Below are 22,890 nucleotides of genomic sequence, written 5' to 3'. Positions count from 1 at the left end.
AACCCTTCTTTTTTTGTTATCTAATTTCTATTTACACAAGAATTTATACTGAACCTTTTTAAATAAAGAAATTGGAATAATTGGATTGTCTGCATGACCTTCGCGAATAAAGAAAAAGACGATGAAGACTAAACTAATTATAATCAATCCAATTATGATCCAGCTAGCGGTTAAACCAACTAGTTGCACGCCCATCAAGAATAAAAGCAGTCCGATTACTAATAAAGTAGCACCAGGGATATCGAAAACCGGTGTCTTTTTTGGAGTAACCGGTTTGTAGTAAATTAAACAAATCAAAAATGCGATTAAGCCAATTGGAATATTGATATAGAAGACCCAGTGCCAAGAGAAAGCATCAATTAACCAACCACCAACAAGTGGCCCTAAGATCGCAGCCCCATTCCAGCTGGCAGTTAAATAGCCTAATACTTTGGTTCTCGTTTTAATATTTTTAAACACATAACCAGCAATGATATAAGGTAAAGAACCCATACCACCTGCACCGATTCCCATGATAAAGCGAGAGCACAGAAAGAAAATAATATTTGGCGCTATCCCTTGTAGAGCTGATCCCAAAACAAAGAGTAGCAATGAAAGCTCAAAGGTTCGTTTATTAGTGATTTTCTCTCCGATCTTAGTCCAAATCGGAATCGAAATCGACATTCCTAATAAGAAAATTGCCACAATCCAACCCATGAATTGAATTCCGTGCAAGGCCGCGACGATGGCTGGAATAGCGGTATTAATAATAGTTCCGTCTAGCCCCGACATCACGTTGCCAAGCATCAAGGCTGCCGTCACCATTGTAATCTGTTTTTTATTCATGCTTAACTTCTTTCTATGGTATGTAAAAAGCGTTAGACAAAAATTTCTAACGCTTTTGAGTAAAAAAATATGGAGGATACAGGGCTCGAACCTGTGACCTCCTGCTTGTAAGGCAGATGCTCTCCCAGCTGAGCTAATCCTCCATTATGGGGCGGAATGTGGGAATCGAACCCACGCATGCTGGATCCACAAACCAGTGTGTTAACCCCTTCACCAATTCCGCCATCAACGGTCCATATGGGATTTGAACCCATGATCTCCTCCGTGACAGGGAGGCGAGATAAACCACTGCTCCAATGGACCAAACTAGAGGAGGATGTGGGATTTGAACCCACGCGCGGCATAACCGCCTAACGGTTTTCAAAACCGTCCCCTTAAGCCACTTGGGTAATCCTCCATAGCCGAACAGATACTAGTATACCAAAGTGAGAAGATAACGCAAGACCTTTTTTAAAAAAAAGCAAAAAAATAAAGCCTTTCGGCTTCATTAACTATGTAAATTTTTCTGGAACAGCAAATACTTATATTCTTTGCCAGCAATTTCAATAAAACGTTGGGTAGCAATATTACGCCAGCCAAAGTGCTTAAAGAATTCTTGTGCATCTTTATCTTCAGCCAGACACCACAAGTAAATCTTGCCATAGCCCATCTTCTTCAGTTCATTTTCTGCGGCATTTAGCAAGGTCTTACCTACATTGTAGCCTTGAAAATCAGGTTTAACATATAATGCCATCAACTCACCGCAGCCAAGCATTCTAGTGTCACGTGGACGACCATAGCTAACGGCTGCTTGAACCTCGTTATTATCGTCTTTAAAAACTAAATTATGACGACCACTCTCATTGAGTCGTTTTACCCAAGCAGTAGCCGGAATATTATCCAAAAATACATCTGGTAGCACGCCTTTATACGTCTCTTGCCAAGTTGTTTGGAAAAGCTTACTTGTTTGTTTTGCTTCGTCTTCACTAATTAATGGTTTAATAATCATATTTACTTCTTCTTTGTCAAAACAGTCACAGCCTCTACATGTGGCGTTTGTGGGAACATATCAACAGGATCGATTCGCTTAAATTCATAACCTTGTTCTTGGAACAAAAGCAAGTCGCGAATCATTGTTGCAGGATTGCACGAAATATAAACGACCTTCTTAGGTCCAGTCTTAACTGTCGCATTAATAAATTCAGGTGTCAACCCTTTTCTCGGTGGATCAACAAAAACCACATCGGTCTTCATACCCTTTTTAGCCCAACGCGGCATTATTTCTTCAGCCTTGCCTAAGTAATACTTTGCGTTTTCAATACCATTTAGCTCGGCATTATCCTTGGCATCCTTGATCGCATCCCGGACAACTTCGATTCCACGCACGGCCTTCACATGCTTAGCTACACTCAAACCAATCGTTCCAATTCCCGAATATGCATCAATTACTACATCATCCGAACCTAAATCTGCTTGCTTAATCGCTAAATGATACAAGCGCGGTGTTTGCAGCGAATTAATCTGGAAGAAACTTTGAGGTGAAATTCTAAACTTTAAATCACCAATTTGATCAGTAATCTGGTCATTACCGAAAACAAGGTAATCCTTTTTACCCAAAATCACATTGGTCTTCTTAGGATTATAGTTCAAGACTAAACCTGAAACCTTAGGAATCTGGCTAATCTCAGCTGCAACACCCATCATTTGTGGGAAATCCTTAACCCGGCTGACCAAAATAACCATTATCTCGCCATTAGCCTTACTACGACGCACATCAAGATAGCGTATAATTCCCGTATTGTTTACCTCGTCATAAGGCGCAATCTTGTACTTGCGCAACACATCACGCACTGCAACCAATACACGATCAATTTCCGGATCAGTGGTAAAGAAATTTGTCAAAGGCACTAAATCATGTGAATGTCGTCTAAAAAAGCCAATCTCAAGCTGTCCATTATATTCTCGCACAGGAACTTGGGCCTTGTTGCGATACCCTGTTTGCTCAGGACTAGGCAAAGTTTGTCCTACTTCAATCTCATCTAAATGTGCCTTCTTAAGTAAGTTAACAACTTGATTACGCTTGAATTCAAGTTGCTTATCATACTTGATATGAGCTAAAGAAGCGAGTCCCGTTTGAACCCATTGATTCAACTTGATCTTAACTCGATCAGGACTTTCTTTTTTTATTTCTTCAATTTTAGCAAAAGCAAAGTTCTTCTTAACCTTTAAAATCTTTGCACTAACCACTTCGCCTGGAAGTGCATTAGTAACAAATACGGTCATTCCCTCGTAATGGGCCACACCCATTGCTTCATACGAAAGATCGGTAATTTCTAAATCTATAATTTGATTCTTTTTCATACTCACTCAACCTTAAAAAAATAGCTCTCTATTATTATAATACTTGACCAATCTTTGTGCTTCAAAAAATAATCGACTGCTTTTTAGAACCAACTATCACCCATATACGCATGCAAAATGTGGTTAGCCGCTACTTTCAACCTCAAATAATTAATATTATTAGAAAATAGCATAATCATACGCTTGGTCTTGTAATTCGCAACAAAGCAGCAATTATAACCAGGGATACTGCCATTAGCGCGAATGATGTCACCATTAAAATACACTCCACCAAAATAAGCTACCGTCTGATGCTGGGCTTGGTGGTAATACTCGTTTACCATTTTAGGATTTTTCAGCACATCGTTATATACAAACTTCCAATAATCAATTGGTGACATGAATAAGTTCCCTGCTCCAAAGTCCGACGACGTCGTCACTGTCACTTGGTGCCAGTCAACATTTTTACTCATTGGCTGAGGGATCTCGTTTTGGTTAACCTCAGAAAAATCCTTAACTTTCTGGAGCTTAAGTGGCTTAGCAAAATCGGTCTGAATATAAGCATTATAACTTAAATTAGTCTGCTTGCTAATAATAGCTGCTAGCAATTCATAATCAACATCTTGGTAATCCCAAGTATGAAGATGATCATTCTCCATGTGATTAAGCATATAAGCTATTTGCTCTTTCTGATTTTTAAGCGGAGAAGATGGTCGAGCATTGTTAACCAAGCCACTAGTATGATTCATCAGCTCACGAATTGTAATATCTTTACTACCTGAAACTTGAGGATAATAGTTAGATAAAGAGGTATTCCAACCTAATAACTTTTCTTGTTGCAGCTGATAAATTGCAGTTCCTGTCATAATTTTTTGTAGCGAAGCAATCGGAAACAATTGATTAGCGTTAACTATTTGGCTTGAATCAGTGGTCTCCTTATTTTGGACAACAATCGGTTGCCCCTTTTTATCATTAATTAACATTACACCGTTGATATGATGAAACTTCATATAATCATGCAGCTGTTCTTTCTGATTCTTAATGCCATTATCCAGCTTATCCCCCTGGCTGCACAATGAATAAAAATATTGCAAAGGCACAAAGTGCCAAAAAGATGGATAAAGCTCGTTTTTTATGCATAAAGATTCCTCTTAATTACTATCCCAAGCAATGTAATAACTATATTTCCTCAATTGTAAATCTAGTATCTAGGAAGACTCAACTATTTGGTTAATTTTTGCATCTAAAAATATTTTACTTAAATCTATTGACATACTTTTTTAATCTTGCTACCATATTGCTCAACAAGAAACGAAAAGTAGCAACTTTGCTCAGCGTTCAGAGAACTGGTGGTAGCTGCAAACCAGACAGGCAAAGTTTGACGAAATACGTCGTTATAATGTTGTTCGGAAAAATTCAGAACCGTTACCATCTGATAGAGATTCAAGTTCTTATGCTTGAAAGAGTGGGTGGTACCACGGCTATTGTCGTCCCGTTGACTAATAAGTCAACGGGATTTTTTATTTGGAGGAATATAAAAATGAAGAAAAAGAAAGTTTCCTTTACTGAATCAATTATTATCTTAATTGCACTCCTCACTATTCTGGGATTGGCAGTTATCAAGCTTGCCCTTTCTCCAGAAGTGCCAGTTTTATTCATTGTCCTTTTACTTACCTTTTGGGCTAGACTGCGTGGCTTTTCCTGGCAAGATGTTCAAGATGGCATCAAAGAAGGAATTAGTGTAGCCATTATTCCGATTTTTATCTTTATTTTAATCGGCGCTTTGATCGGGATCTGGATTAAAGCGGGAATCATCCCTTCCATCATGGTCCTGGGTTTCCACTTAATCAGTGGTAGTTTCTTCGTTCCATCTGTTTTTATTGTTTGTTCAATTATTGGGATGGCAATCGGTAGTGGTTTTACCACAATCTCAACTGTTGGGATTGCGCTTTTTGGGATCGGAACTAGTATGAACCTTAATCCTGCCTTAGTTGCTGGGGCAATTATCTCTGGAGCTGTTTTTGGCGATAAGATGTCTCCTTTATCCGATTCAACCAACCTTTCTTCAGCAGTTGCCGAAAGTGAATTATTCGCCCACATTAAAAATATGATGTGGTCAACCATTCCTGCTTTTGTAGTTTCATTAATTTTATTCTGGATCTTAGGCAACAGTGGCAACATGGATCCAACTAAGATTGAACGTACTTCACATATTTTACAAACTAACTTCAGTATCAGCTGGTGGGCAATTGTCCCAATTATCTTGATGATCTTTTGTGCTTGGCGCAAAATTTCCGCAATCCCTACGCTCTTTTTAAACATTGCGATTACTGTAATCATGATTTTTATTCAAAGTCCCCACGAATCTATTCAATCGCTTAACAATTTAGTTATGAACGGCTTTGTGGCTAAAACTAGTGATGCTTCTGTTAATGCCTTATTAACCCGTGGTGGTATTTCCAACATGATGGCTACAGTAGCTTTGATCATTTCTACCTTATCTTTGGGTGGGATGCTCATGAAGTTCAACATTGTTCAAAGTGCAATGGAACCACTCGTTAAACATTTAACCAAGCCTGGTCGTTTAATTACGGTCACCATTTTATCTGGTATCTGTATCAACCTTTTTGTTGGTGAACAATACCTATCAGTTATCTTACCTGGTCGTGCATTTAAGCCGGCTTTTGATAAAATTAAGCTTTCACCATTAGCCCTTAGCCGCGTACTTGAAGACGGCGGTAGCGTAATTAACTACTTAATTCCCTGGGGTGTTGCCGGTTCATTCGCCGCTTCAACTTTAGGTGTGCCAGTTTTACATTTCTTACCATTCGTCTTCTTCAGTCTTCTTTCACCAATCTTCTCTATTTTGAGCGGAATCACCGGAATCGGCTTGAAGTGGGCTAAAGAAAAGTAGAAAATAATCATATCAGTAAAAAAGTTCCTAAGACCATCGTCTTTAGGAACTTTTTTACGCAATCTACTAGCTAACGGTTGTGTCATGTTGCAACCAATTATTACTCTTTTCTTGACATTACCATTCGATCATTCACAGCAGCTCTTTTTGGTATCACTTTATAACCTCGTCAAATTCACTTCACCAGCCTTCATTTTTGGGATTGTCTTTACCGTAATTAGGAAAAATGACCAGCAGGCAAAATTACCTTTAAAATCATATTTTTCCGACCAGTGGGATAATAACTTCTTTCCTACTTTTGCTTGGACTTTATTTTATCTCATTGCTATGCCTAATCTGCAGCAACACGGGCATTTTCACAATATTGCCACATTCATCTGGCAATTCTTCAGTGATAATGCCACACCTCATCTTTGGTACAGCGTCATGATGCTGCAATTTTTGCTTATCATGCCTGGAATCAAATCAGTCTGCAACTGGGTCCAGCATTCTTATCGACGACTACTAATCGCAGTTATTAGTTCCGGAATTATTTACTTTGCCTGGTTAATTTTTTATGATCACTTCATTTTAAATGGTCCCGAGGCTACCCATTGGTATTTATTAGATCGTATCTTTATCAGCTTTTTGATCTTTGGGCTCTACGGTGGCTTAAGCTGGAATTTTCATCATGAAATTCAAACTTTTCTGTTTACATATTGGTGGCTAATTGTGGGATTTTACCTTTTAACCTATTTTAGGACCAGAGATTTATTTTTAGCCACTTTCAAATTAACAGACCTAACCAACGACAGTTATTACCTACCTTCAATGGCAATTTATGCTTTAGCGGTTATCCTCTTGATTTACCTAATCTGTATTGCACAAAAAGTCTTTAATATGAACTACTGGCTAAAATCAATTCACTTTCTAGCTTTTTATGCTTATCGAGCATTTTTAGCCAATGTTTTTTGGGATCGTATCTTTTGGCAATATTTTAATTTTAAACAGCTAGCTTTACAAAATATTTATTTAGCTGTCTTACTACTTTGGATTTGTACATGGTGTGCTTCATATTTATCTGTTTATGTAATTCACCACCTTTGGCTTAAAATTAATGGTTCTGTCGGTCCATCCTAATTTGCGCACGTCGATATTCCTGACTGTCACGCGTAGGTTGAGCAACTATATCTGTAATTATTATTTCATGATCATTTCGTTCAAAGACGATTGCTTGGTCTAATTCCGCATTTACTTTTTTATTGATAGTGGTATCTTGATTAAATTTTAAATCATCAAGCTCCCGATCAATAAATGTTTTTTGCGAACTCGTCAGCTGATGATATTTTTCTGCCGCTTCTGGAGTAAAGGACAAGATCGTCTCCCGTCTGAATTCACCTATTTTATCTGGATATTCACTTCTTTGACCACGGATGTCATTGTCAATATATCTTTTTTCCATCAAAATCACTTCCTTTATATCTTCACTATACAGGAGGCGATTTTCTTTAGACATCTTTCTGCCTACTTTAGTTTTTTCATAAGAAAAACTTTACTATTATTCATTTGACCACTAAATACGGTAAAATAGATAAGACAAGTAAATAAAAGGAGTGTATATTTCATGGATAACTTTTCAAATACTCCAGGACGGCGTCAAGTCCAGGATATTTCTGCAGTTAACAGCTTCTTGACTAAGATGTACAGTCTCATGATTTTGGCTGTTTTAGTTTCTGCAGCAACTGCATTCTTGACTACGACTGTGTTTGCATCTGCAATTGCTAACATGTCACAAGCCGTTTACTGGATCATCGTATTTGTTCCAATTGTTTTATGTATGACAATCAGCTTTAAGGCAGCAAAGAACCCAACATTAGGCATCGTTCTTCTGTTGATTCTTTCCGCAGTCTACGGCTTCGAATTTGCCTTTATCGCAGGAGCATTTACTTCCGCTTCAATCGCTGGTGCCTTTTTATCAGCAGCTGGCGTGTTCGCAGCAATGGCCGTCTTCGGTTCTGTAACTAAGCGCGACTTGAGTAACTGGGGTTCATACCTTGGCGCAGCTTTGATCGGGTTCTTAGTTGCATGGCTCGTTAACGCCTTCTTCATTAGAAGTGGCGCTGCAACCTTTATCTTCTCCTGCATCGGTGTGTTAATCTTCACTGGCTTAACTGCCTACGACGCACACAATGCTAAGAAGATTTTCATGACCTACGGCGGTCAAGTTTCAGATACTGGTTTAGCCGTTATGGGGGCTTTAAGCATGTATCTCGACTTCATCAACATCTTCATGTTCTTGCTACAAATCTTTGGCATGGGCGGAGATCGCGATTAATTAATTTCCATACAAACATAGCGTTGATTAGCTTTTACACTAGTCAACGCTATTTGTTTTGCTTAAATTTTATCCACCAACATAAAATTCAATATGCTGTTGCAAATTGTTAAATTCAACTGGACAATAACCACCGATCTCACCATCAAGATTAACTGGTAAGTCTTGCCCTTCACTTTTACCAATCAACTCGGCCTTCAGGCTACGCGTTTTGGTATAAATGATATTGGGATCATCAACATGTTTACCATTCAAAGCCAATGCCATCAACTTCATCATACTAACAGGGTCAGAAGGCTTAACCACGATCAATTGGAATAATCCATCACTAAGCTGTGCATCAGGCATAACTTGCTCAAAACCACCAATTGAATTAGTCATTCCCAATAGGAACATTGATAACTTACCTTCATAAACACCGTCATCATAAGTCAGCCGCATCTCATTTTCAGTCAAGTGTGGCAACATTTCTGCCCCCTTGATTAAGTATGCGGCATAACCCAAAGCTGACTTAACCTCAGATGGTACGCCATATGTTAACTCAGTTAAAGAACCGCTGGCAGCAATATTAACGAAATATTGAATTTGGTCACCAAAAACAGCTTTACCGATATCCATTTTACGAGTTTTATTCTTTAAGATTACTTTAGCAGCATCTGGAATATTATCACGTGGAATGGCTAATGCACGAGCATAATCATTAGTAGTCCCAGCAGGAATAATTGCCATTTTAGGCCTGTTTTCTAAAAAGGCAATCCCGTTAACTACTTCATTGATTGTACCGTCCCCGCCAGCTGCTACGATTAAATCAAAGCCTTCCTTAGCAGCACGAGTAGCTTCATTGCGAGCACTATCTTCTTCAGGTGTAGTTCTAAAAGCACTAGCTTCGTAGCCAGCTTGTTCTAATACATCTAAAATATCGGCCACATTCTTTGGCATCTGTTCGTGACCTGATACAGGATTATAAATTAATCTTGCTTTTCTAGTCATAATTACTACCTAACGTTCTAAAAATTAACGACTTTGCAATTCTTGGTTAAGTAACTTGTTAACCATCTTAGGGTTAGCCTTACCACGAGTTTGCTTCATGATTTGACCAACTAAGAAGCCGATTGCACGATCCTTACCATTCTTAAAGTCTTCAACAGATTGAGGGTTATCATCAACAACCTTCTTAACCATTGGAGCTAAAACAGAAGTATCTGACAATTGAACCATACCGTTGTCTTCAACGTACTTCTTAGGATCAGTACCGTTAGCAATAGTTTCAGCAAAGACCTTCTTAGCAATCTTAGATGAAATAGTACCGTCCTTGATTAACTTGATCATTTCTGCCAAGTGTTCAGGAGTTAACTTAATATCCTTCAATTCAATACGGTGATCATTCAAGTAACCATTAACTTGAGTGTTCATCCAGTTAGCTGCAAGAGTTGGATCTGCGCCAGCTGCAACAGCTTCATCAAAGAAGTCAGAACTTTCCTTAGTTTGAAGCAAAACGTTAGCGTCATATGGCTTCAAACCATATTTATTTACATAGTCATCGTAACGAGCAAATGGCCCCTTTGGTAATTCCTTAGCAATTTCATCGATCCATTCTTGTGAAATATGATCTGGTGCAATATCTGGTTCTGGGAAGTAACGGTAATCCGATGCGCCTTCCTTAACACGTTCCAAAACAGTCTTACCAGTTGCTTCGTCAAAACGACGAGTTGAAAGTTGAATATGACCACCAGCTAATAGAACTTGTTCTTGACGCTTTTCTTCGTAGGCAAGTGAACGACGTACGTGATCGAATGAGTTCAAGTTCTTCATTTCGACCTTAGTACCAAGTTCCTTTTGACCTGCTGGACGGATGGAAATGTTAGTATCAACACGCATTGAACCTTCTTCCATCTTAACGTCTGAAGCACCAGTAAACTGAACAATCTTACGTAACTTTTCAAGGTAAGCGTAAGCTTCTTCTGGATCTTCCATATCTGGTTCAGAAACAACTTCAAGAAGTGGCACACCCTGACGGTTTAAGTCAACGTATGAATAACCGTTAGTTCCGTGAGTGTTCTTACCGGCATCTTCTTCAATGTGCATTTCGTGAATACCGATTCTCTTCTTCTTACCACGAACTTCAACTTCGATGTAACCATCACGAGCAAGTGGTTGGAAGAACTGAGTAATCTGGTAAGCCTTTGGGTTATCAGGGTAGAAATAGTTCTTACGATCAAAATGAGTAGTTGGCAAAATGTGAGCGTGGGTTGCGATGGCAACCATGATTCCCAAACGGTAAACGTTCTTGTTAACCATTGGCAAGGTACCAGGCATAGCCCAGTCAATTACATTAGTCTCCGTGTTTTGTTCAGCACCATATGTTACTGGTGAAGGAGAGAAAATCTTACTCTTTGTCTTTAATTCGAAGTGGACTTCAAGTCCGATAGTCGATTTAAAATTCATTCAATTAGTCCTCCATTCCAGTTGGTGTTTTTTCATAAAACTTGTTAGTGCGTTCGATAAAGTCAGCAGTCTTGAAGACATTACCTTCATCAAAACGCTTAGCCATAACTTGTAAACCGACAGGCATCCCATCAACTAAACCAGCTGGAACACTAGCTGCAGGAATACCTGCTAAGTTGGCAGAAATAGTTAAAATATCATTGTTGTACATCTTAATTGGGTCTGAAACTTCTTCGCCAATACCAAATGCTGGCTCAGTAGTAGTTGGTCCAACAATTACATCATTTTCTGCAAAGATCTTGTCAAAGTCATCACAGATCAAGGTTCTAACCTTAGCAGCTTGTCTAAAGAAACGGTCATATGAACCAGCTGAAAGGGCAAATGAACCAAGCATAATTCTACGCTTAACTTCAGCACCAAAGCCTTCAGAACGTGATTTAACGTAAACATCAAGTAAGTTCTTAGTGTCCTTAGCACGGTAGCCGTAACGAATACCATCGTATCTTTGCAAGTTTGAAGAAGCTTCACTTGAAGCAATGATGTAGTAGTCAGGAACAACGTATTTAGTATGTGGCAATGAAACCTCATTGATCACTGCACCAGCATCCTTCAAAGCATCGATTTGCTTTTGAATAACTTCACGCATTTCGCCGCTAACTGCTTCCATGTATTCCTTAGGAACAGCTACACGGAGACCCTTAACATCTTGACCGATAAACTTGGTAAAGTCAGGTACTTCACGGGTTGAAACAGTTGAGTCATGCTCATCTGCACCAGCAATTACGTTTAATACTTCAGCTGAATCCTTAACGCGCTTAGTCATTACACCAATTTGATCAAGTGAAGAACCAAATGCGATAAGACCCCAACGTGATACACGACCGTAAGTTGGCTTAATACCAAAAATACCGTTAAATGCGGCTGGTTGACGAATTGAACCACCAGTATCTGAACCAAGTGCTGCTACAACTTGACCACTAGCAACTGCAGCTGCTGAACCACCAGATGAACCACCAGGAACTTTATCTAAATTCCATGGGTTGTGAGTAGCACCATAATATGAGTGTTCAGTTGATGAACCCATGGCAAATTCATCCATGTTGGTCTTACCTACAAAGGTTACGCCAGCCTTCTTAAGCTTAGAAATAACTGTTGCATCATACATTGGCATGTAGTTGTACAAAATGTGACTAGCAGCAGTTGTCTTAATCCCGTTAGTGATGATGTTATCCTTAATTGCGATTGGAATACCTGCTAACTTACTCTTGGAGTAGTCAAGGTTATCTGCAGGCTTAGCATCATCTAAAACAGTGATCCAAGCATTTAACTTCTTATCTGTATCCTTAATGTTTGCCACAGTGTCTTTAGCTAACTTATCTGCTGACAAGTCACCGCTGGCAAGCTTTTTGTTTAATGAATCAATATTTTCGTTTAAGTAATTCATTACTCGTCCTCATCCTTATTAATAATTACAGGAACCTTAATGTAGCCGTTTGCCTTTTCAGGAACGTTAGCCATCAATGTTTCTCTGTCTTGTCCTTGCCAGTGTTCAGGTTTATCTTCTCTGAAGACAGTATCACGATCAACAACTTGAACTGTTTCATCAACACCCTCAGTATCAACTTCACTAAGTTGATCAGCCATATTGATAATTGATCCCATTTGATCAGTAAATTTATCTAATTCTTCTTCATTAAACGTAAGTCGCGAAAGAGTCGCAACGTGTTTAATGGTATCTTTTGTGATTTCCACGCAAATACCTCCTATTCGCCGCCATAAACATGGACTTGATAATCACTATCGCCGGTTTCTTTTGCAACTAAAGCTTGTACATCATCTACTGAACCAATTTTGATTTCAATTGGGATATTGCCAGACAAGTACTTTTTAGCTGACGACAAAACCAAACGGGTAAAACTTTGAATTTGTTCATAGCCATAAAATTGCGTTGTTACGGAAATGTTTTCTTGTGAAAGCTTACCGTTTGTATAACGCAAAGTTGCCGTTACCCCACTAATATTAGGGAAGTAGTTTTGAATAGCCGTCTTGAAATCATTGAAGTGCGATGCATCATCACTGTTAATTGCTTTTTCACTACCAGTTGTCGGTAAAACTTGCATTTTTTCCGACATGGATTTCCATTTAGATATTTTACTACTATTAGCGGCCGCTGTCCCGTAAGCGAAGTAAGTTCCACCAACTAATGAATCTTTTCCAGTCTTGGAGAATAAACCAATCGTAATCGGAATATTCTTTAAAGCTTTCTTCTTACGCAAGCGAGCAACAATTTCATTAGCTATTTTTTCACCTTGAGCTTTTTGCTCAGCACGTGAAATAGTAGTTTGAAATTCTGCACCGTTACGCTTTTTCTGATAATAATCAACCGAATTCATGGCTAAGCCCAAGCTCATACCACCTAAATTATACTTGGAACCAGATCCAGTCAAATAATCTTGTTCGATAATTTCTTCCAAATAAATTGGATTACGCGTATCGGTTCCGGTCTTACCATTATTTACTGGGTTTAAACCATCAGGATTTGATTTGGATTTACGCATTAACCAATCAGTTACAGTTGAGGTATCCAAATATTGTCCTTCTTGGAAGACGTATTGATTAGGCGAAAATTGATTCTTAGAAATTTGAATCAGCCCTCGCTCTAATTCACGCGTATCAACAGAATTATCATTATCAGTAGCTGTTAATCCTGCAATCGGACTAATATTATAGCGACCATTTTTCATTAAAACGGTATAGCCATTCGTTCCCGTGTTAGTAGTTTGATAGCTTTTTTTCTTAGTGGTTGAAGTGTTTGTCGCATTATTTGCTAAACTAGAATCCTTCAACTTACCACAACCACTTAGAGTAAGCGCGATTCCAGCTAAAGCCATTACTTGCAAATATTTTTTCACAATAATTGTCCTTTATTCAATTTGTGCAATTGCTTCTTCTTCAGTCAAAAGTGGTACGCCTAAAGTCTGCGCTTTAGTATACTTAGAACCAGCATCTTTGCCATAAATCACGTAATCGGTCTTATGCGAAACTGAACCCGTAACTTTGGCACCTAAAGCTTGTAATTTTTTCGTAAACTCACTTCTAGTATAATGCTCTAATTTACCTGTTAGCACTACAGTCTTATCCTTAAATGGATTATCTTCAATTTCTGCAGGCTCATCTGCACCTAGGTAATCCATATTCAGGCCGCTCTCACGCAGCTCATCAATTACCTTCTGTGCTTCTGGTTGAGCAAAATATGTTGTCATTGATTCCGCGATCGTCATGCCTATTGTATCGATAGAAGCTATTTCTTGCACGTCTAGAGACATAATCTTTGCCAGATTTTTAAACTTTTGAGCAATTAAGCGTGCTGCTTTGGCCCCAACATGGTCAATTCCCAATCCAGTAATCAATAATTCAACTGAGTTTTGCTTTGAATTGTCTAAGGCAGTTAACAAATTATTGATCGATTTTTCCTTAAAATGATCGAGTTGTGCTAAATCATCTGCAGTTAAGTGATAAAGATCAGCCACATTATGCACTAAATCTTTAGCAATCAATTGTTTAACGATCTTTGGCCCCAAACCGGCAATGTTCATAGCTGGTCGAGAAGCAAAGTGCGTAATGCCCTCCTCAACTTGAGCTGGACAAGATGGATTGATGCAGCGCAAAGCTACTTCATCTTCTAGGTGAACTAATTTTTGCCCACAGGATGGACAAGTCGTTGGAATCTGATAAGCTACAGAATCTGCCGGTCTTTTAGCCATGACGACTTCAGAGATTTCTGGAATAATATCGCCTGCTTTATGCAGTTTAACGGTATCACCAATCCTGATGCCTTTTTCATTCAAATAATCTGGGTTGTGCAATGAAGCCCTAGCTACAGTTGTACCAGCTAGTTGCACCGGATCCATGACCGCAGTTGGAGTAACTACTCCGGTACGGCCGACAGTCCAAACGATATCCCGCACTACAGTTTCTTGTTCTTCAGGTGGAAATTTATAAGCAATTTCCCAGCGAGGCACCTTAACAGTGTTGCCGAGCTCTTGTTCAATTCCTAGATCATCAATTTTTAACACAATGCCATCAATACCATATGTTAGGCTGTTTCGTTTAGCTGTGTATTCATCGATAAAGGCAAAAACTTCATCTAATGTTTTTAACTTACGACCGGTTTCATTGGTATGAAAGCCTAAATCATGCATTTTTTGAATTGCTTGGTGCTGACTAGTAATTTCTTCAGGCGGATTAACCCAAGTATAAATAAAGGTACTAAGTTGACGCTTCTTGGTAACTTTAGGATCAAGTTGACGCAAAGAACCCGCTGCAGCATTACGTGGATTAGCAAAAACTGCTAGACCTTGCTCTTCTCTTTCTGCATTCAACTTGGCAAAAGCTTCCTTGCCCATGTAACATTCACCGCGCACTTCAGTTGTTAACGGTTCAGACAAAGTCTGTGGAATATCACTAATATACTTAGCATTAGCTGTTACATCTTCACCAACATAACCGTTACCCCGCGTTGAGGCACGAACCAACTTACCATTTTCATATTCAAGCGATAGTGATAAGCCATCGATCTTTAATTCCACGTTATATTCAACTAGATGACCAACTAATTTTTGCATCCGTTGATCAAAATCCTTCAGTTCAGCTTTGGAAAAGACGTCCCCCATTGACAGCATTGGAATCGGGTGCTCTACCTTGGTAAAATCACTATCAATCTGTCCCCCAACTCTTTGGGTAATGGAGTCGGGTGTCACAATCTCTGGAAATTCTTTTTCTAATTCAAGCAAGCGGTTGTAGCTTTGGTCGTAAACATTGTCTTCAACCTCAGGCGCGTCCTTAGAGTAATAGGCCTCAGCCCATTCATTAAGCTGTTTTCTAAGTGAAGCCGCTTCTTTTTTAGCTTCATCAAGAGTAATTTCTGCCATTTTTCCCTCCTGATCCAAATCAATCTTTCTTTAATTATACCTTCTTAATTGGCGCAAAGGCAGCCAAAAGCCGTTTGATTCCTTTACCAGGGAAAGCAATATCCAGCTCCATATCTTCACCAGTGCCGTTAACTTTAGTTACAACACCATGTCCCCAAGCTTTATGCTCGACTTGGTCGCCTACATTCCAGCCCTTCTTTTCAGCACCGATAGCGCCTGAAGCTTTCTTAGCAGTATAAACTTCAGCGCGAGCTCGTTCGGCTTTGCGAGCAAATGGTGCCATCCGCTTCTCAAAGCTAGATTGGATAAAGCTGCTTTGTAATTTTTCATTTTCTTCTTTGTGCAGATCCTGTTCATCAATTTCGTCCAAGAATCTTGAAGGCGGATTATTTTGCATTCTGCCATACATCATCCGTGAGTAAGCATTAGTTAAAAACAGTTCTTGCTTAGCCCGAGTAATTCCCACGTAAGCTAGGCGCCGCTCTTCTTCTAATTCATTGTCATCCATCATTGCACGTTGCAACGGGAAAAGCCCATCTTCCATGCCAATTAAGAAAACCACTGGGAATTCTAGTCCCTTAGCTGCATGTAAAGTCATTAAAGCTACTTGATTGTCATCTTCATCAAGATCATCTTGATCGCTAAGTAGAGATACTTCAGCCAAGAAGTCGCTTAATGGATTAGACTCATCTTCTTCGGGCTCATAATGATCATCAAAACGCTTAGTAACTGACAAGAATTCATCCAAGTTTTCTAAACGCGTTTCTGATTCAATTGTATTTTCAGCTCGCAAGGCATCGGTATAATCAAAATCAGTTAAGATTTTTTCAGTTAAACCAGTTACTGTACCATTTTGAGCATAAGTAATTGCATCACGTAATTTAGTACCAAAATCGCTTAATTTCTTGGCTGCTCTAGTATTAATTGAACTTTCAGCCACATGTCCCATCGCATCTAAAATGTTGTAGTGATTTTCATCCGCAAATGTTAACAACTTATCCACAGTAGCGGCACCGATTCCCCGCTTTGGAGTATTAATAATTCGGTTCATACTCATCGTATCAGCTGGATTAGCAACTAACTTCAAGTAAGCCATCACATCTTTAATTTCTTTGCGGTCATAGAATTTATGTCCACCAACGATTTGATAAGGAATATTGCTTTTAACGAAAGCTTCTTCGACTGTTCTAGACTGAGCATTAGTCCGATAAAGAATTGCGAAATCTTTATAAGCCCGTTTTTTATCTTTAACTTCTTCTTGGATCTTTGAAATGATGTAGTGAGCTTCATCATCACCGCTTTGGGCTTGATAGTAGGTTACCTTTTGCCCATCACCTTGATCAGTCCACAAGTTCTTAGCCTTCCGGTTCTGGTTATTTTTGATGACCGAGTTAGCTGCGGATAAAATGTGACCAGTAGACCGGTAATTTTGTTCTAGCTTCACAGTCTTAACATCATATTTCTTGTAATCCTGCTCAAAATTCATGATGTTTTCCATATTAGCACCGCGCCAGCCATAGATTGACTGATCGGCATCCCCAACTACACAAATATTCTTGTATTGTGCAGCCAAAGCATGACAGAGTTCATATTGAGCCTGGTTAGTATCCTGATACTCGTCAACTAAAAGATAACGGAACTTGTTTTGATAATAGTGCAAAACTTCGCTATCTTTTTTAAACAAAACTAGGGTCTGCATAATCAAATCATCAAAGTCCATAATTTGATCACGGCGCAATCTACGTTGATATTCTTCATACACCTTAGCCGCCATCTTCTCAAATGGTGACGATGCACTCTGCATAAAAGCTTCAGGATCCAGCAAGTCATTCTTGCCATTAGAAATCGCGGCTAAAATACCGCGTGGATCATACATCTTAGGATTGATATTCAAGTCTTTTTCAATATGCTTAACCAAAGTTAATTGCTCGGCCGAATCAGCAATTGAAAAATTATGACTATAACCAATCTTATCTGCATCCCGACGCAAGATCCGCACACATAAAGCGTGGAAAGTCGACATCCAAATGTCGTTAGCTGCTGGCCCCAGCAACTTTTGCTCACGCTCACGCATTTCACTAGCCGCCTTATTGGTGAAGGTAATGGCTAAAATATTCCAAGGTGCAACATGATTTTCTTCAACTAAGTAGGCAATTCGTCTCGTTAAAACAGAAGTCTTACCTGAACCCGCACCAGCAACGACTAATAAAGGTCCTTCAGTGGTTTCTACCGCTTCTTTTTGTTGCGGATTCAGACCAGCTAAGATAGATTTTTCGCTCATTATTTTCCCCTTCACTAAAAATTATTTCATTAATGCAACTTGAATATTATACCAAAAAAGCAGCGACTAATTCGCTGCTTTAGATTTACTTATCATATTTTTCAAGATCAAACTGTTCAATCAAATTAATCAGCTTATCGGCATAGTCCGGATCAGTCGCATAGCCGTCGGTAACCAAAGCTTTAGCTTGTGTCTTATAATCTTTGGATGCTAGAACATGCTTATACTGATCGTGGTTCCACGTTGTCCCATTCTGGAATAATCTAGCGTGAGCCCGAATAGAAGCCTCATATGAGTCATATATTTGGAAACGCGCCTTCACGGTAACCCACTTATTCTTTACATATTCCTTAGTTGTCATCACTGCCGAAGTGTTCGGGTTGGATCCTTTAACACCAAAAAGATTGTTGTATTTTTGCGACAAATCACTTTGTCCATAATTACTTTCTAGGCAGGCTTGAGCAATCGTGATGCTTGGCAATAAGTCATACGACTTGTCCACTTCGCGCGCAATCGGACCAATTTTTTTGATAAAGTCTTTTTTCTGTTTTAATAGTTTTGCTGCTTCCTGTTCTTTTTGCAGCTGTGCTTGTCGAATCTGCTCTGATTGAATCGCGTAACGCCTATAATATCTAAAGCCGACAAAAGCAACCATCAGAATAAATAGAATTACGAATACACGCACAACGGTTTTGACACTTTTTGGTACTCTTGATTTACGTTTTCTTGCCATAGTTTTATTCCCTTTAATTACTAATTAAAGTATAACCGATTTTTGAGTAAAAAAAAGAAGTCGCTCACTGCGACTTCTCAATCAGTGCGGGCGAGAAGACTCGAACTTCCACGATCTAAAGCGATCACAAGATCCTTAGTCTTGCGCGTCTGCCATTCCGCCACGCCCGCGGCACATCAACTATAATAGCCTAAATACAGTTGAGATGCAAGAAAAAATATAAATTATTTTAAATTTCTGATCATTTTACGCAAAAGTTTGCGCTAAACGCAGGTGTCCCCTACATTTACCACAACGATACTTTTGTGTATTAATCCTGCGCATTCTTGGATATCTCAACCCACAGTTTTCACAAAGATATAGGTAACGATATTTTTTCTTTTTACGTAAGCCAATATCAGGTGCATAACGACTGCCTCCAACTTTTTTCAGCAAGATTTTAAAATTGCGATCACGGTGTCGGTAACCCAAGCCCAATAAATGCAAATGATAGTGGGTTAATTCATGCTTAATGATTCCTACTAGATAATCATGATATTGTGGTACTAAAAAATGCGCGTTGATTTCAAGATGGTGATCATCCAAATGATAACGCCCACCTGTTGTGGTCATTCGCCGATTAATTTTTACACGGTGCTTAAAAGGGCGATCAAAATATTTTAACGAAATTTCTTCAACTAAATTTTGTAATTCATTCTCATTCATGGATAAAATTTTATTCCAAAAATAAAAATCAGCAAGAATTTAATCTCGCTGATTTTTTGCTACCTAAATATCTTGGCATACATCCCCGCCTGCTTAGGCGTACTAATGTGTCGTTTCAAGAAAGTTACTAAGTCATGTTTGAATGACTTTTTACCATCCATCCAGGTTCCAGTGAATAAGTGAATCGATTTGGAGTCCTTAGAAGGATTACACAGAACTCCATCTGAATAGACATGAATGCCATCTTTTAACACTTGCTCCTGATTACCTAGCTTTAAGCCATACTTATTTACCAGCATTTCAGTAACGGAAATACTATTTACTCCCGCCATCTGATTCTTAGTGTCATATTCAAAATCACGATCTTGATAATAATCCAAAATATCCTGCATAAATGGGTGGCCTTTTTCTGCACCAAAAATTGCAGCTGACAGATAATCATGGTTTTCAAAACCAATAAAGGCAGAATCATTCAAAAGACTATCTAACTTATCCACGACTCTAACATCAGTATCTAAATATATCCCACCTTGTTCATAAATAGCCCGTGCTCGAACATAGTCTGACACGAAGGCCCATTTTTTTGCAGCATAAGCTTGTTCAATATAACGGTTCTCATGCATATCAAAATTATCTTCATTCCACTCAATAATTTGATAATCAGGCAATTTTTTCTTCCAGGTTGCAATACATTCTTCAATTATCGGGGATTTAGGATTGTGTCCTACCCAAACATAATGAATTTTTTTAGGAATCATTTTTAACCTCGCTTCAAAAAGTTCTTAATTAGCCTCACAATATCATCATTAAAATCAAGCTTGAACAAGAACATCAATGTCAGATAAATAATTAACATGACAATTGACTTAAAAGCCATATTGAAAAAGGCAGACGGAATTATATTAGGCATAAACATTCCAATAGCCAAGGTTAGCACCGCAATTAACAAATACTTGGGCACGTCATGGAAAACATAACTAAATTCATAGCCATCACGTACAACCCAGAGCCGCAAAATTAAAACTACTGCTTCAGTAATTAATATTGCAATCATAGCCCCAACTGCACCATATGGCCTATCTAAGAGATAACTCAAGACAATTTCTAAAATTGCCCCAATAACTACTGGCACAGCATAATCCTTGTCTCGCTGGTTAGCCAAAGCAAATTGGTTAGCAAATACCCCGCCAGTCGGAATCATGATAATTGTTAAGGTAAACCAAAACATTAATGGAGTCATCGGAACATATTTATTACCAAAGAAAAACGGTACAAACTGCTTGGTATTTGCCATAATAATTACGGCGAACAAGGTACCCAGCATTACAGTAGCTTCCAGTGATTTTTTCATCACTATCTTTTGTGCCTTTTTTCCTTCGCTCGCCATCTTAGGCATAATGACTAGCGAAATACTGGTAATTACACCCAGAATCATATTTGAAATTCGTTGTGAATTGTCATAAAAAGAAACCTGAGTCGAATTAGAAAACCAACCCAAAATTGGTTTATCCAGCGAAGTATAAATTTGAGTCGCAATCTGTGGAATCATCAAAGTACCAATTGCAATTGCCGTCTGTTTAAATTTGTAAAAATGAGCAACTGGTTTTCCTACATAGCGCCGAATATCAAACCAAAAGACAAAGGAACCTAGCATTGTCGACACTGACATGATCAGTAAATATTTCCACAAGTCAGCAGGTGATTTTACCCATAATAAAATTAGAACCACACTAACTAACTTTACCGCCGTGTTTTTCAAAACAACACGACCAAAGTCAGCTAGTCCTTGAAAGAACCATGAAATATCAACCTGTGCTGAGATCAAGTATGGCACCATCAACAAGATATAAAACCAATATTGAACGTGAAATACAGTCGCTACAAAAACCGTGACTAAAATGGTGATAATACCGGCGATTCCTTGGAAATACCATAACCCCCAGAAAGCATTGGTTAGCTCCTGCGGTGTACCATAAGTGCGCGTCCGTGAAATTGTTCGCATCCCTACATACGACACAGACAGAATACAAAAAATCATCAAGAATTGCACCGTATTGTTCACACTGCTATAAATCCCATAAGTCTTAGGACCTAAGACACGCGATAAATACGGTACAGTAATCAGTGGCACCAATACAATAAAAATCTGATAAACCGCATTATATAAGATGTTTAAAAATGTTTTACGCATTTTAACCTCGATATTCCTGCGTCATGTACTTAAAGACGTTCTCACAATATGAATCACCATGCACCTGGTTAGTCAAATGTAGCCAGTAAAGACGGCGATTAGCAATCTGCTGGTTATCAAGTTGATCCAGATTGCGAATTAGTTCATCCTCTGAATTAACACAGATTCCGGGAGTAATCTCAGCATATGGTCCCATTAGTAATCCGCGCGTTTTTTCATATTGCTCTAAAAAGTTAGTCACAAACACAATCGGTTTGTTCAAGTGCAAGTAATCAAAGTAGATTGACGAAAAGTCTGTCATCAAGAAATCAGTATCACCGAGCAATTCGTACAAATCATAATTATGGTCAAACAAGTAATCATTGTTCATGAAAGCAATGTTAGAATAACTGCTCTTGAAATTGGCAAATAAACGCATTTCATAGGGATGCAATTTTACAATCAGATATTGATGCCGCTTCTTTAATTCTGTATTTAATTTTTCAACATCAAAATCCCGAAAGGCAAAAAAGTTTCTCTCTTTGATTTTCTCCATAATGGATTTATCTTCCAATTCATAACGAAAAGTTGGCATATAGATCCCGATCTGTGCCTGATCGTCCTCAGTTTTAAATAAGTCAGCCAACAATTGTTTCTTCGAAATTACCGGCTTAGCCAATAAATCCAAACGCGGAAAGCCCAGCTTGCGGTATTTTTTTGTCTCAATTGCCATACAAGCACTCATTAGTGATTCATATAGATCAGAGCTAGAAGCAACAATATCCGCATTCTTGTGCCACAATTTTTCGTTACGGCGATTGTCGCGTCGCTTAGTATTATTAGCCATAATTCCCATGCGCTTGAGTGGAACGCCATGCCACAACTGGACATTAATTTGATGCTTGCGCACCTTAAATGGTTGGTGCGTTGTAATTACATATCGCGCTGCTCCGATTTTCTGCCAGGTTTTCCACTTCAAGTGTGACGATGGCCACGGCTCAACTAATGTAACGTTATATTCAGGATGATTCAATTGCAGCCACTTGTAAAAAGCATAGCCGTTAGATCCAGACCTACCTGAACCATTCAGGATAACCACATTATTGTTTTCCATCGTGGTAAATCTAGCCAAAAAACTCATCCAAGCCAAATAAAGACGGAATAAAAAGCTTTTCATTAAAATACTTCCTTAAAATAGTCTAATACCTAAAGCATATAAAAAAAGCTTGAGCAAACTCAAGCTTTTTTCTTTA

19 protein-coding genes, 5 tRNA genes and 1 pseudogene are annotated in these 22,890 nt (G+C 38.7%); 3 read left to right on the top strand and 22 right to left on the bottom strand.

Annotated elements, in window-relative coordinates; all coding sequences use genetic code 11:
• Positions 1-27: 27 nt before the first annotated feature.
• The 8 genes and pseudogenes from CP363_RS06365 to CP363_RS06330 form a co-directional block, all read right to left on the bottom strand.
• Positions 28-825: an MFS transporter gene (locus CP363_RS06365; protein ID WP_098036016.1), complete on the bottom strand. Its 798-nt coding sequence runs from the start codon at positions 823-825 to the stop codon at positions 28-30.
• Between the two features lie 70 nt (positions 826-895).
• A tRNA-Val gene (locus CP363_RS06360) sits at positions 896-968 on the bottom strand.
• A 4-nt stretch (positions 969-972) separates the two neighbouring features.
• Positions 973-1,048 (bottom strand) — tRNA-His (locus CP363_RS06355).
• A gap of 6 nt (positions 1,049-1,054) precedes the next feature.
• Positions 1,055-1,128: transfer RNA gene (locus tag CP363_RS06350), tRNA-Asp, on the bottom strand.
• 7 nt (positions 1,129-1,135) lie between these two features.
• Positions 1,136-1,222: transfer RNA gene (locus tag CP363_RS06345), tRNA-Ser, on the bottom strand.
• A gap of 90 nt (positions 1,223-1,312) precedes the next feature.
• A complete protein-coding gene (locus CP363_RS06340) occupies positions 1,313-1,813 on the bottom strand; it encodes a GNAT family N-acetyltransferase (protein ID WP_005720949.1) in 501 nt (166 codons plus the stop codon).
• A 2-nt stretch (positions 1,814-1,815) separates the two neighbouring features.
• A complete protein-coding gene (rlmD, locus tag CP363_RS06335) occupies positions 1,816-3,165 on the bottom strand; it encodes a 23S rRNA (uracil(1939)-C(5))-methyltransferase RlmD (protein ID WP_089146971.1) in 1,350 nt (449 codons plus the stop codon).
• An 83-nt stretch (positions 3,166-3,248) separates the two neighbouring features.
• Positions 3,249-4,284 (bottom strand): annotated as a pseudogene (locus CP363_RS06330) (serine hydrolase domain-containing protein).
• Between the two features lie 400 nt (positions 4,285-4,684).
• On the opposite strand from CP363_RS06330, the gene nhaC reads away from it, so the two are divergent.
• Both nhaC and CP363_RS06320 read left to right on the top strand, forming a co-directional pair.
• On the top strand, positions 4,685-6,058 hold the full coding sequence (gene nhaC / locus CP363_RS06325) for a Na+/H+ antiporter NhaC (protein WP_005725243.1): 1,374 nt from the start codon (positions 4,685-4,687) through the stop codon (positions 6,056-6,058).
• Between the two features lie 84 nt (positions 6,059-6,142).
• Complete coding sequence (locus CP363_RS06320; RefSeq protein WP_089150005.1) at positions 6,143-7,177, top strand: hypothetical protein; 1,035 nt, start codon at positions 6,143-6,145, stop codon at positions 7,175-7,177.
• On the opposite strand, the gene CP363_RS06315 is transcribed toward CP363_RS06320, so the two are convergent.
• A complete protein-coding gene (locus tag CP363_RS06315; protein ID WP_005725239.1) occupies positions 7,152-7,499 on the bottom strand; it encodes a hypothetical protein in 348 nt (115 codons plus the stop codon). The two genes, CP363_RS06320 and CP363_RS06315, sit on opposite strands and share 26 nt — an antisense overlap.
• A gap of 162 nt (positions 7,500-7,661) precedes the next feature.
• Between CP363_RS06315 and CP363_RS06310 the strand changes: the two genes are divergently transcribed.
• Entirely contained in the window at positions 7,662-8,372 is a 711-nt protein-coding gene (locus tag CP363_RS06310; RefSeq protein WP_005725237.1) for a Bax inhibitor-1/YccA family protein, read from the top strand.
• A 69-nt stretch (positions 8,373-8,441) separates the two neighbouring features.
• On the opposite strand, the gene CP363_RS06305 is transcribed toward CP363_RS06310, so the two are convergent.
• The 13 genes from CP363_RS06305 to CP363_RS06245 all read right to left on the bottom strand — a co-directional run bounded on the left by CP363_RS06305 (position 8,442) and on the right by CP363_RS06245 (position 22,814).
• Positions 8,442-9,362 (bottom strand): diacylglycerol kinase family lipid kinase, encoded by a 921-nt coding sequence (locus CP363_RS06305; protein WP_098036015.1) that lies wholly within the window; start codon positions 9,360-9,362, stop codon positions 8,442-8,444.
• Positions 9,363-9,386: 24 nt separating this feature from the next.
• Complete coding sequence (gatB, locus tag CP363_RS06300; RefSeq protein WP_098036014.1) at positions 9,387-10,817, bottom strand: Asp-tRNA(Asn)/Glu-tRNA(Gln) amidotransferase subunit GatB; 1,431 nt, start codon at positions 10,815-10,817, stop codon at positions 9,387-9,389.
• 4 nt (positions 10,818-10,821) lie between these two features.
• Entirely contained in the window at positions 10,822-12,261 is a 1,440-nt protein-coding gene (gene gatA / locus CP363_RS06295; RefSeq protein ID WP_098036013.1) for an Asp-tRNA(Asn)/Glu-tRNA(Gln) amidotransferase subunit GatA, read from the bottom strand.
• Complete coding sequence (gene gatC, locus CP363_RS06290; RefSeq protein ID WP_089150004.1) at positions 12,261-12,569, bottom strand: Asp-tRNA(Asn)/Glu-tRNA(Gln) amidotransferase subunit GatC; 309 nt, start codon at positions 12,567-12,569, stop codon at positions 12,261-12,263. Before gatC ends, gatA begins: the two co-directional genes overlap by 1 nt.
• 11 nt (positions 12,570-12,580) lie before the next feature.
• Positions 12,581-13,729, bottom strand: a complete 1,149-nt coding sequence (locus CP363_RS06285) for a CamS family sex pheromone protein (RefSeq protein ID WP_081305082.1) — start codon at positions 13,727-13,729, stop codon at positions 12,581-12,583.
• Between the two features lie 12 nt (positions 13,730-13,741).
• Positions 13,742-15,748, bottom strand: a complete 2,007-nt coding sequence (ligA, locus tag CP363_RS06280; protein WP_098036012.1) for an NAD-dependent DNA ligase LigA — start codon at positions 15,746-15,748, stop codon at positions 13,742-13,744.
• A gap of 34 nt (positions 15,749-15,782) precedes the next feature.
• Positions 15,783-18,029 carry a DNA helicase PcrA gene (gene pcrA / locus CP363_RS06275; protein ID WP_098036011.1) on the bottom strand — a complete coding sequence of 749 codons (2,247 nt, stop codon included), beginning with the start codon at positions 18,027-18,029 and terminating at the stop codon, positions 15,783-15,785.
• An 85-nt stretch (positions 18,030-18,114) separates the two neighbouring features.
• The gene (locus CP363_RS06270; RefSeq protein WP_005720931.1) at positions 18,115-18,762 is read right to left on the bottom strand and encodes a glycoside hydrolase family 73 protein; all 648 of its coding nucleotides are present in this window, start codon (positions 18,760-18,762) and stop codon (positions 18,115-18,117) included.
• Between the two features lie 85 nt (positions 18,763-18,847).
• Positions 18,848-18,932 (bottom strand) — tRNA-Leu (locus CP363_RS06265).
• Between the two features lie 76 nt (positions 18,933-19,008).
• Positions 19,009-19,467: a SprT family protein gene (locus tag CP363_RS06260; RefSeq protein ID WP_065989442.1), complete on the bottom strand. Its 459-nt coding sequence runs from the start codon at positions 19,465-19,467 to the stop codon at positions 19,009-19,011.
• A gap of 59 nt (positions 19,468-19,526) precedes the next feature.
• Positions 19,527-20,225 (bottom strand): glycosyltransferase family 32 protein, encoded by a 699-nt coding sequence (locus CP363_RS06255; protein WP_057726159.1) that lies wholly within the window; start codon positions 20,223-20,225, stop codon positions 19,527-19,529.
• A gap of 2 nt (positions 20,226-20,227) precedes the next feature.
• Complete coding sequence (locus CP363_RS06250) at positions 20,228-21,658, bottom strand: oligosaccharide flippase family protein (RefSeq protein ID WP_098036010.1); 1,431 nt, start codon at positions 21,656-21,658, stop codon at positions 20,228-20,230.
• A gap of 1 nt (position 21,659) precedes the next feature.
• Positions 21,660-22,814: a CDP-glycerol--glycerophosphate glycerophosphotransferase gene (locus tag CP363_RS06245; RefSeq protein WP_005720925.1), complete on the bottom strand. Its 1,155-nt coding sequence runs from the start codon at positions 22,812-22,814 to the stop codon at positions 21,660-21,662.
• Positions 22,815-22,890 lie beyond the last annotated feature (76 nt).

This window comes from Lactobacillus sp. UMNPBX12 (assembly GCF_002553955.1).
In the GTDB taxonomy this organism is placed as follows: domain Bacteria; phylum Bacillota; class Bacilli; order Lactobacillales; family Lactobacillaceae; genus Lactobacillus; species Lactobacillus crispatus.
Note: the sequence above shows the minus strand (reverse complement) of the source record. Positions and strands in the feature narration are given on the sequence as shown.

What these genes read in the sequence shown, in the direction of transcription:
- CP363_RS06365 (WP_098036016.1), bottom strand. Translation starts at nt 825, where the DNA reads ATGAATAAAAAACAGATTACAATGGTGACGGCAGCCTTGATGCTTGGC.
- CP363_RS06340 (WP_005720949.1), bottom strand. Translation starts at nt 1,813, where the DNA reads ATGATTATTAAACCATTAATTAGTGAAGACGAAGCAAAACAAACAAGT.
- rlmD (WP_089146971.1), bottom strand. Translation starts at nt 3,165, where the DNA reads ATGAAAAAGAATCAAATTATAGATTTAGAAATTACCGATCTTTCGTAT.
- nhaC (WP_005725243.1), top strand. Translation starts at nt 4,685, where the DNA reads ATGAAGAAAAAGAAAGTTTCCTTTACTGAATCAATTATTATCTTAATT.
- CP363_RS06320 (WP_089150005.1), top strand. Translation starts at nt 6,143, where the DNA reads ATGTTGCAACCAATTATTACTCTTTTCTTGACATTACCATTCGATCAT.
- CP363_RS06315 (WP_005725239.1), bottom strand. Translation starts at nt 7,499, where the DNA reads ATGGAAAAAAGATATATTGACAATGACATCCGTGGTCAAAGAAGTGAA.
- CP363_RS06310 (WP_005725237.1), top strand. Translation starts at nt 7,662, where the DNA reads ATGGATAACTTTTCAAATACTCCAGGACGGCGTCAAGTCCAGGATATT.
- CP363_RS06305 (WP_098036015.1), bottom strand. Translation starts at nt 9,362, where the DNA reads ATGACTAGAAAAGCAAGATTAATTTATAATCCTGTATCAGGTCACGAA.
- gatB (WP_098036014.1), bottom strand. Translation starts at nt 10,817, where the DNA reads ATGAATTTTAAATCGACTATCGGACTTGAAGTCCACTTCGAATTAAAG.
- gatA (WP_098036013.1), bottom strand. Translation starts at nt 12,261, where the DNA reads ATGAATTACTTAAACGAAAATATTGATTCATTAAACAAAAAGCTTGCC.
- ligA (WP_098036012.1), bottom strand. Translation starts at nt 15,748, where the DNA reads ATGGCAGAAATTACTCTTGATGAAGCTAAAAAAGAAGCGGCTTCACTT.
- pcrA (WP_098036011.1), bottom strand. Translation starts at nt 18,029, where the DNA reads ATGAGCGAAAAATCTATCTTAGCTGGTCTGAATCCGCAACAAAAAGAA.
- CP363_RS06270 (WP_005720931.1), bottom strand. Translation starts at nt 18,762, where the DNA reads ATGGCAAGAAAACGTAAATCAAGAGTACCAAAAAGTGTCAAAACCGTT.
- CP363_RS06260 (WP_065989442.1), bottom strand. Translation starts at nt 19,467, where the DNA reads ATGAATGAGAATGAATTACAAAATTTAGTTGAAGAAATTTCGTTAAAA.
- CP363_RS06255 (WP_057726159.1), bottom strand. Translation starts at nt 20,225, where the DNA reads ATGATTCCTAAAAAAATTCATTATGTTTGGGTAGGACACAATCCTAAA.
- CP363_RS06250 (WP_098036010.1), bottom strand. Translation starts at nt 21,658, where the DNA reads ATGCGTAAAACATTTTTAAACATCTTATATAATGCGGTTTATCAGATT.
- CP363_RS06245 (WP_005720925.1), bottom strand. Translation starts at nt 22,814, where the DNA reads ATGAAAAGCTTTTTATTCCGTCTTTATTTGGCTTGGATGAGTTTTTTG.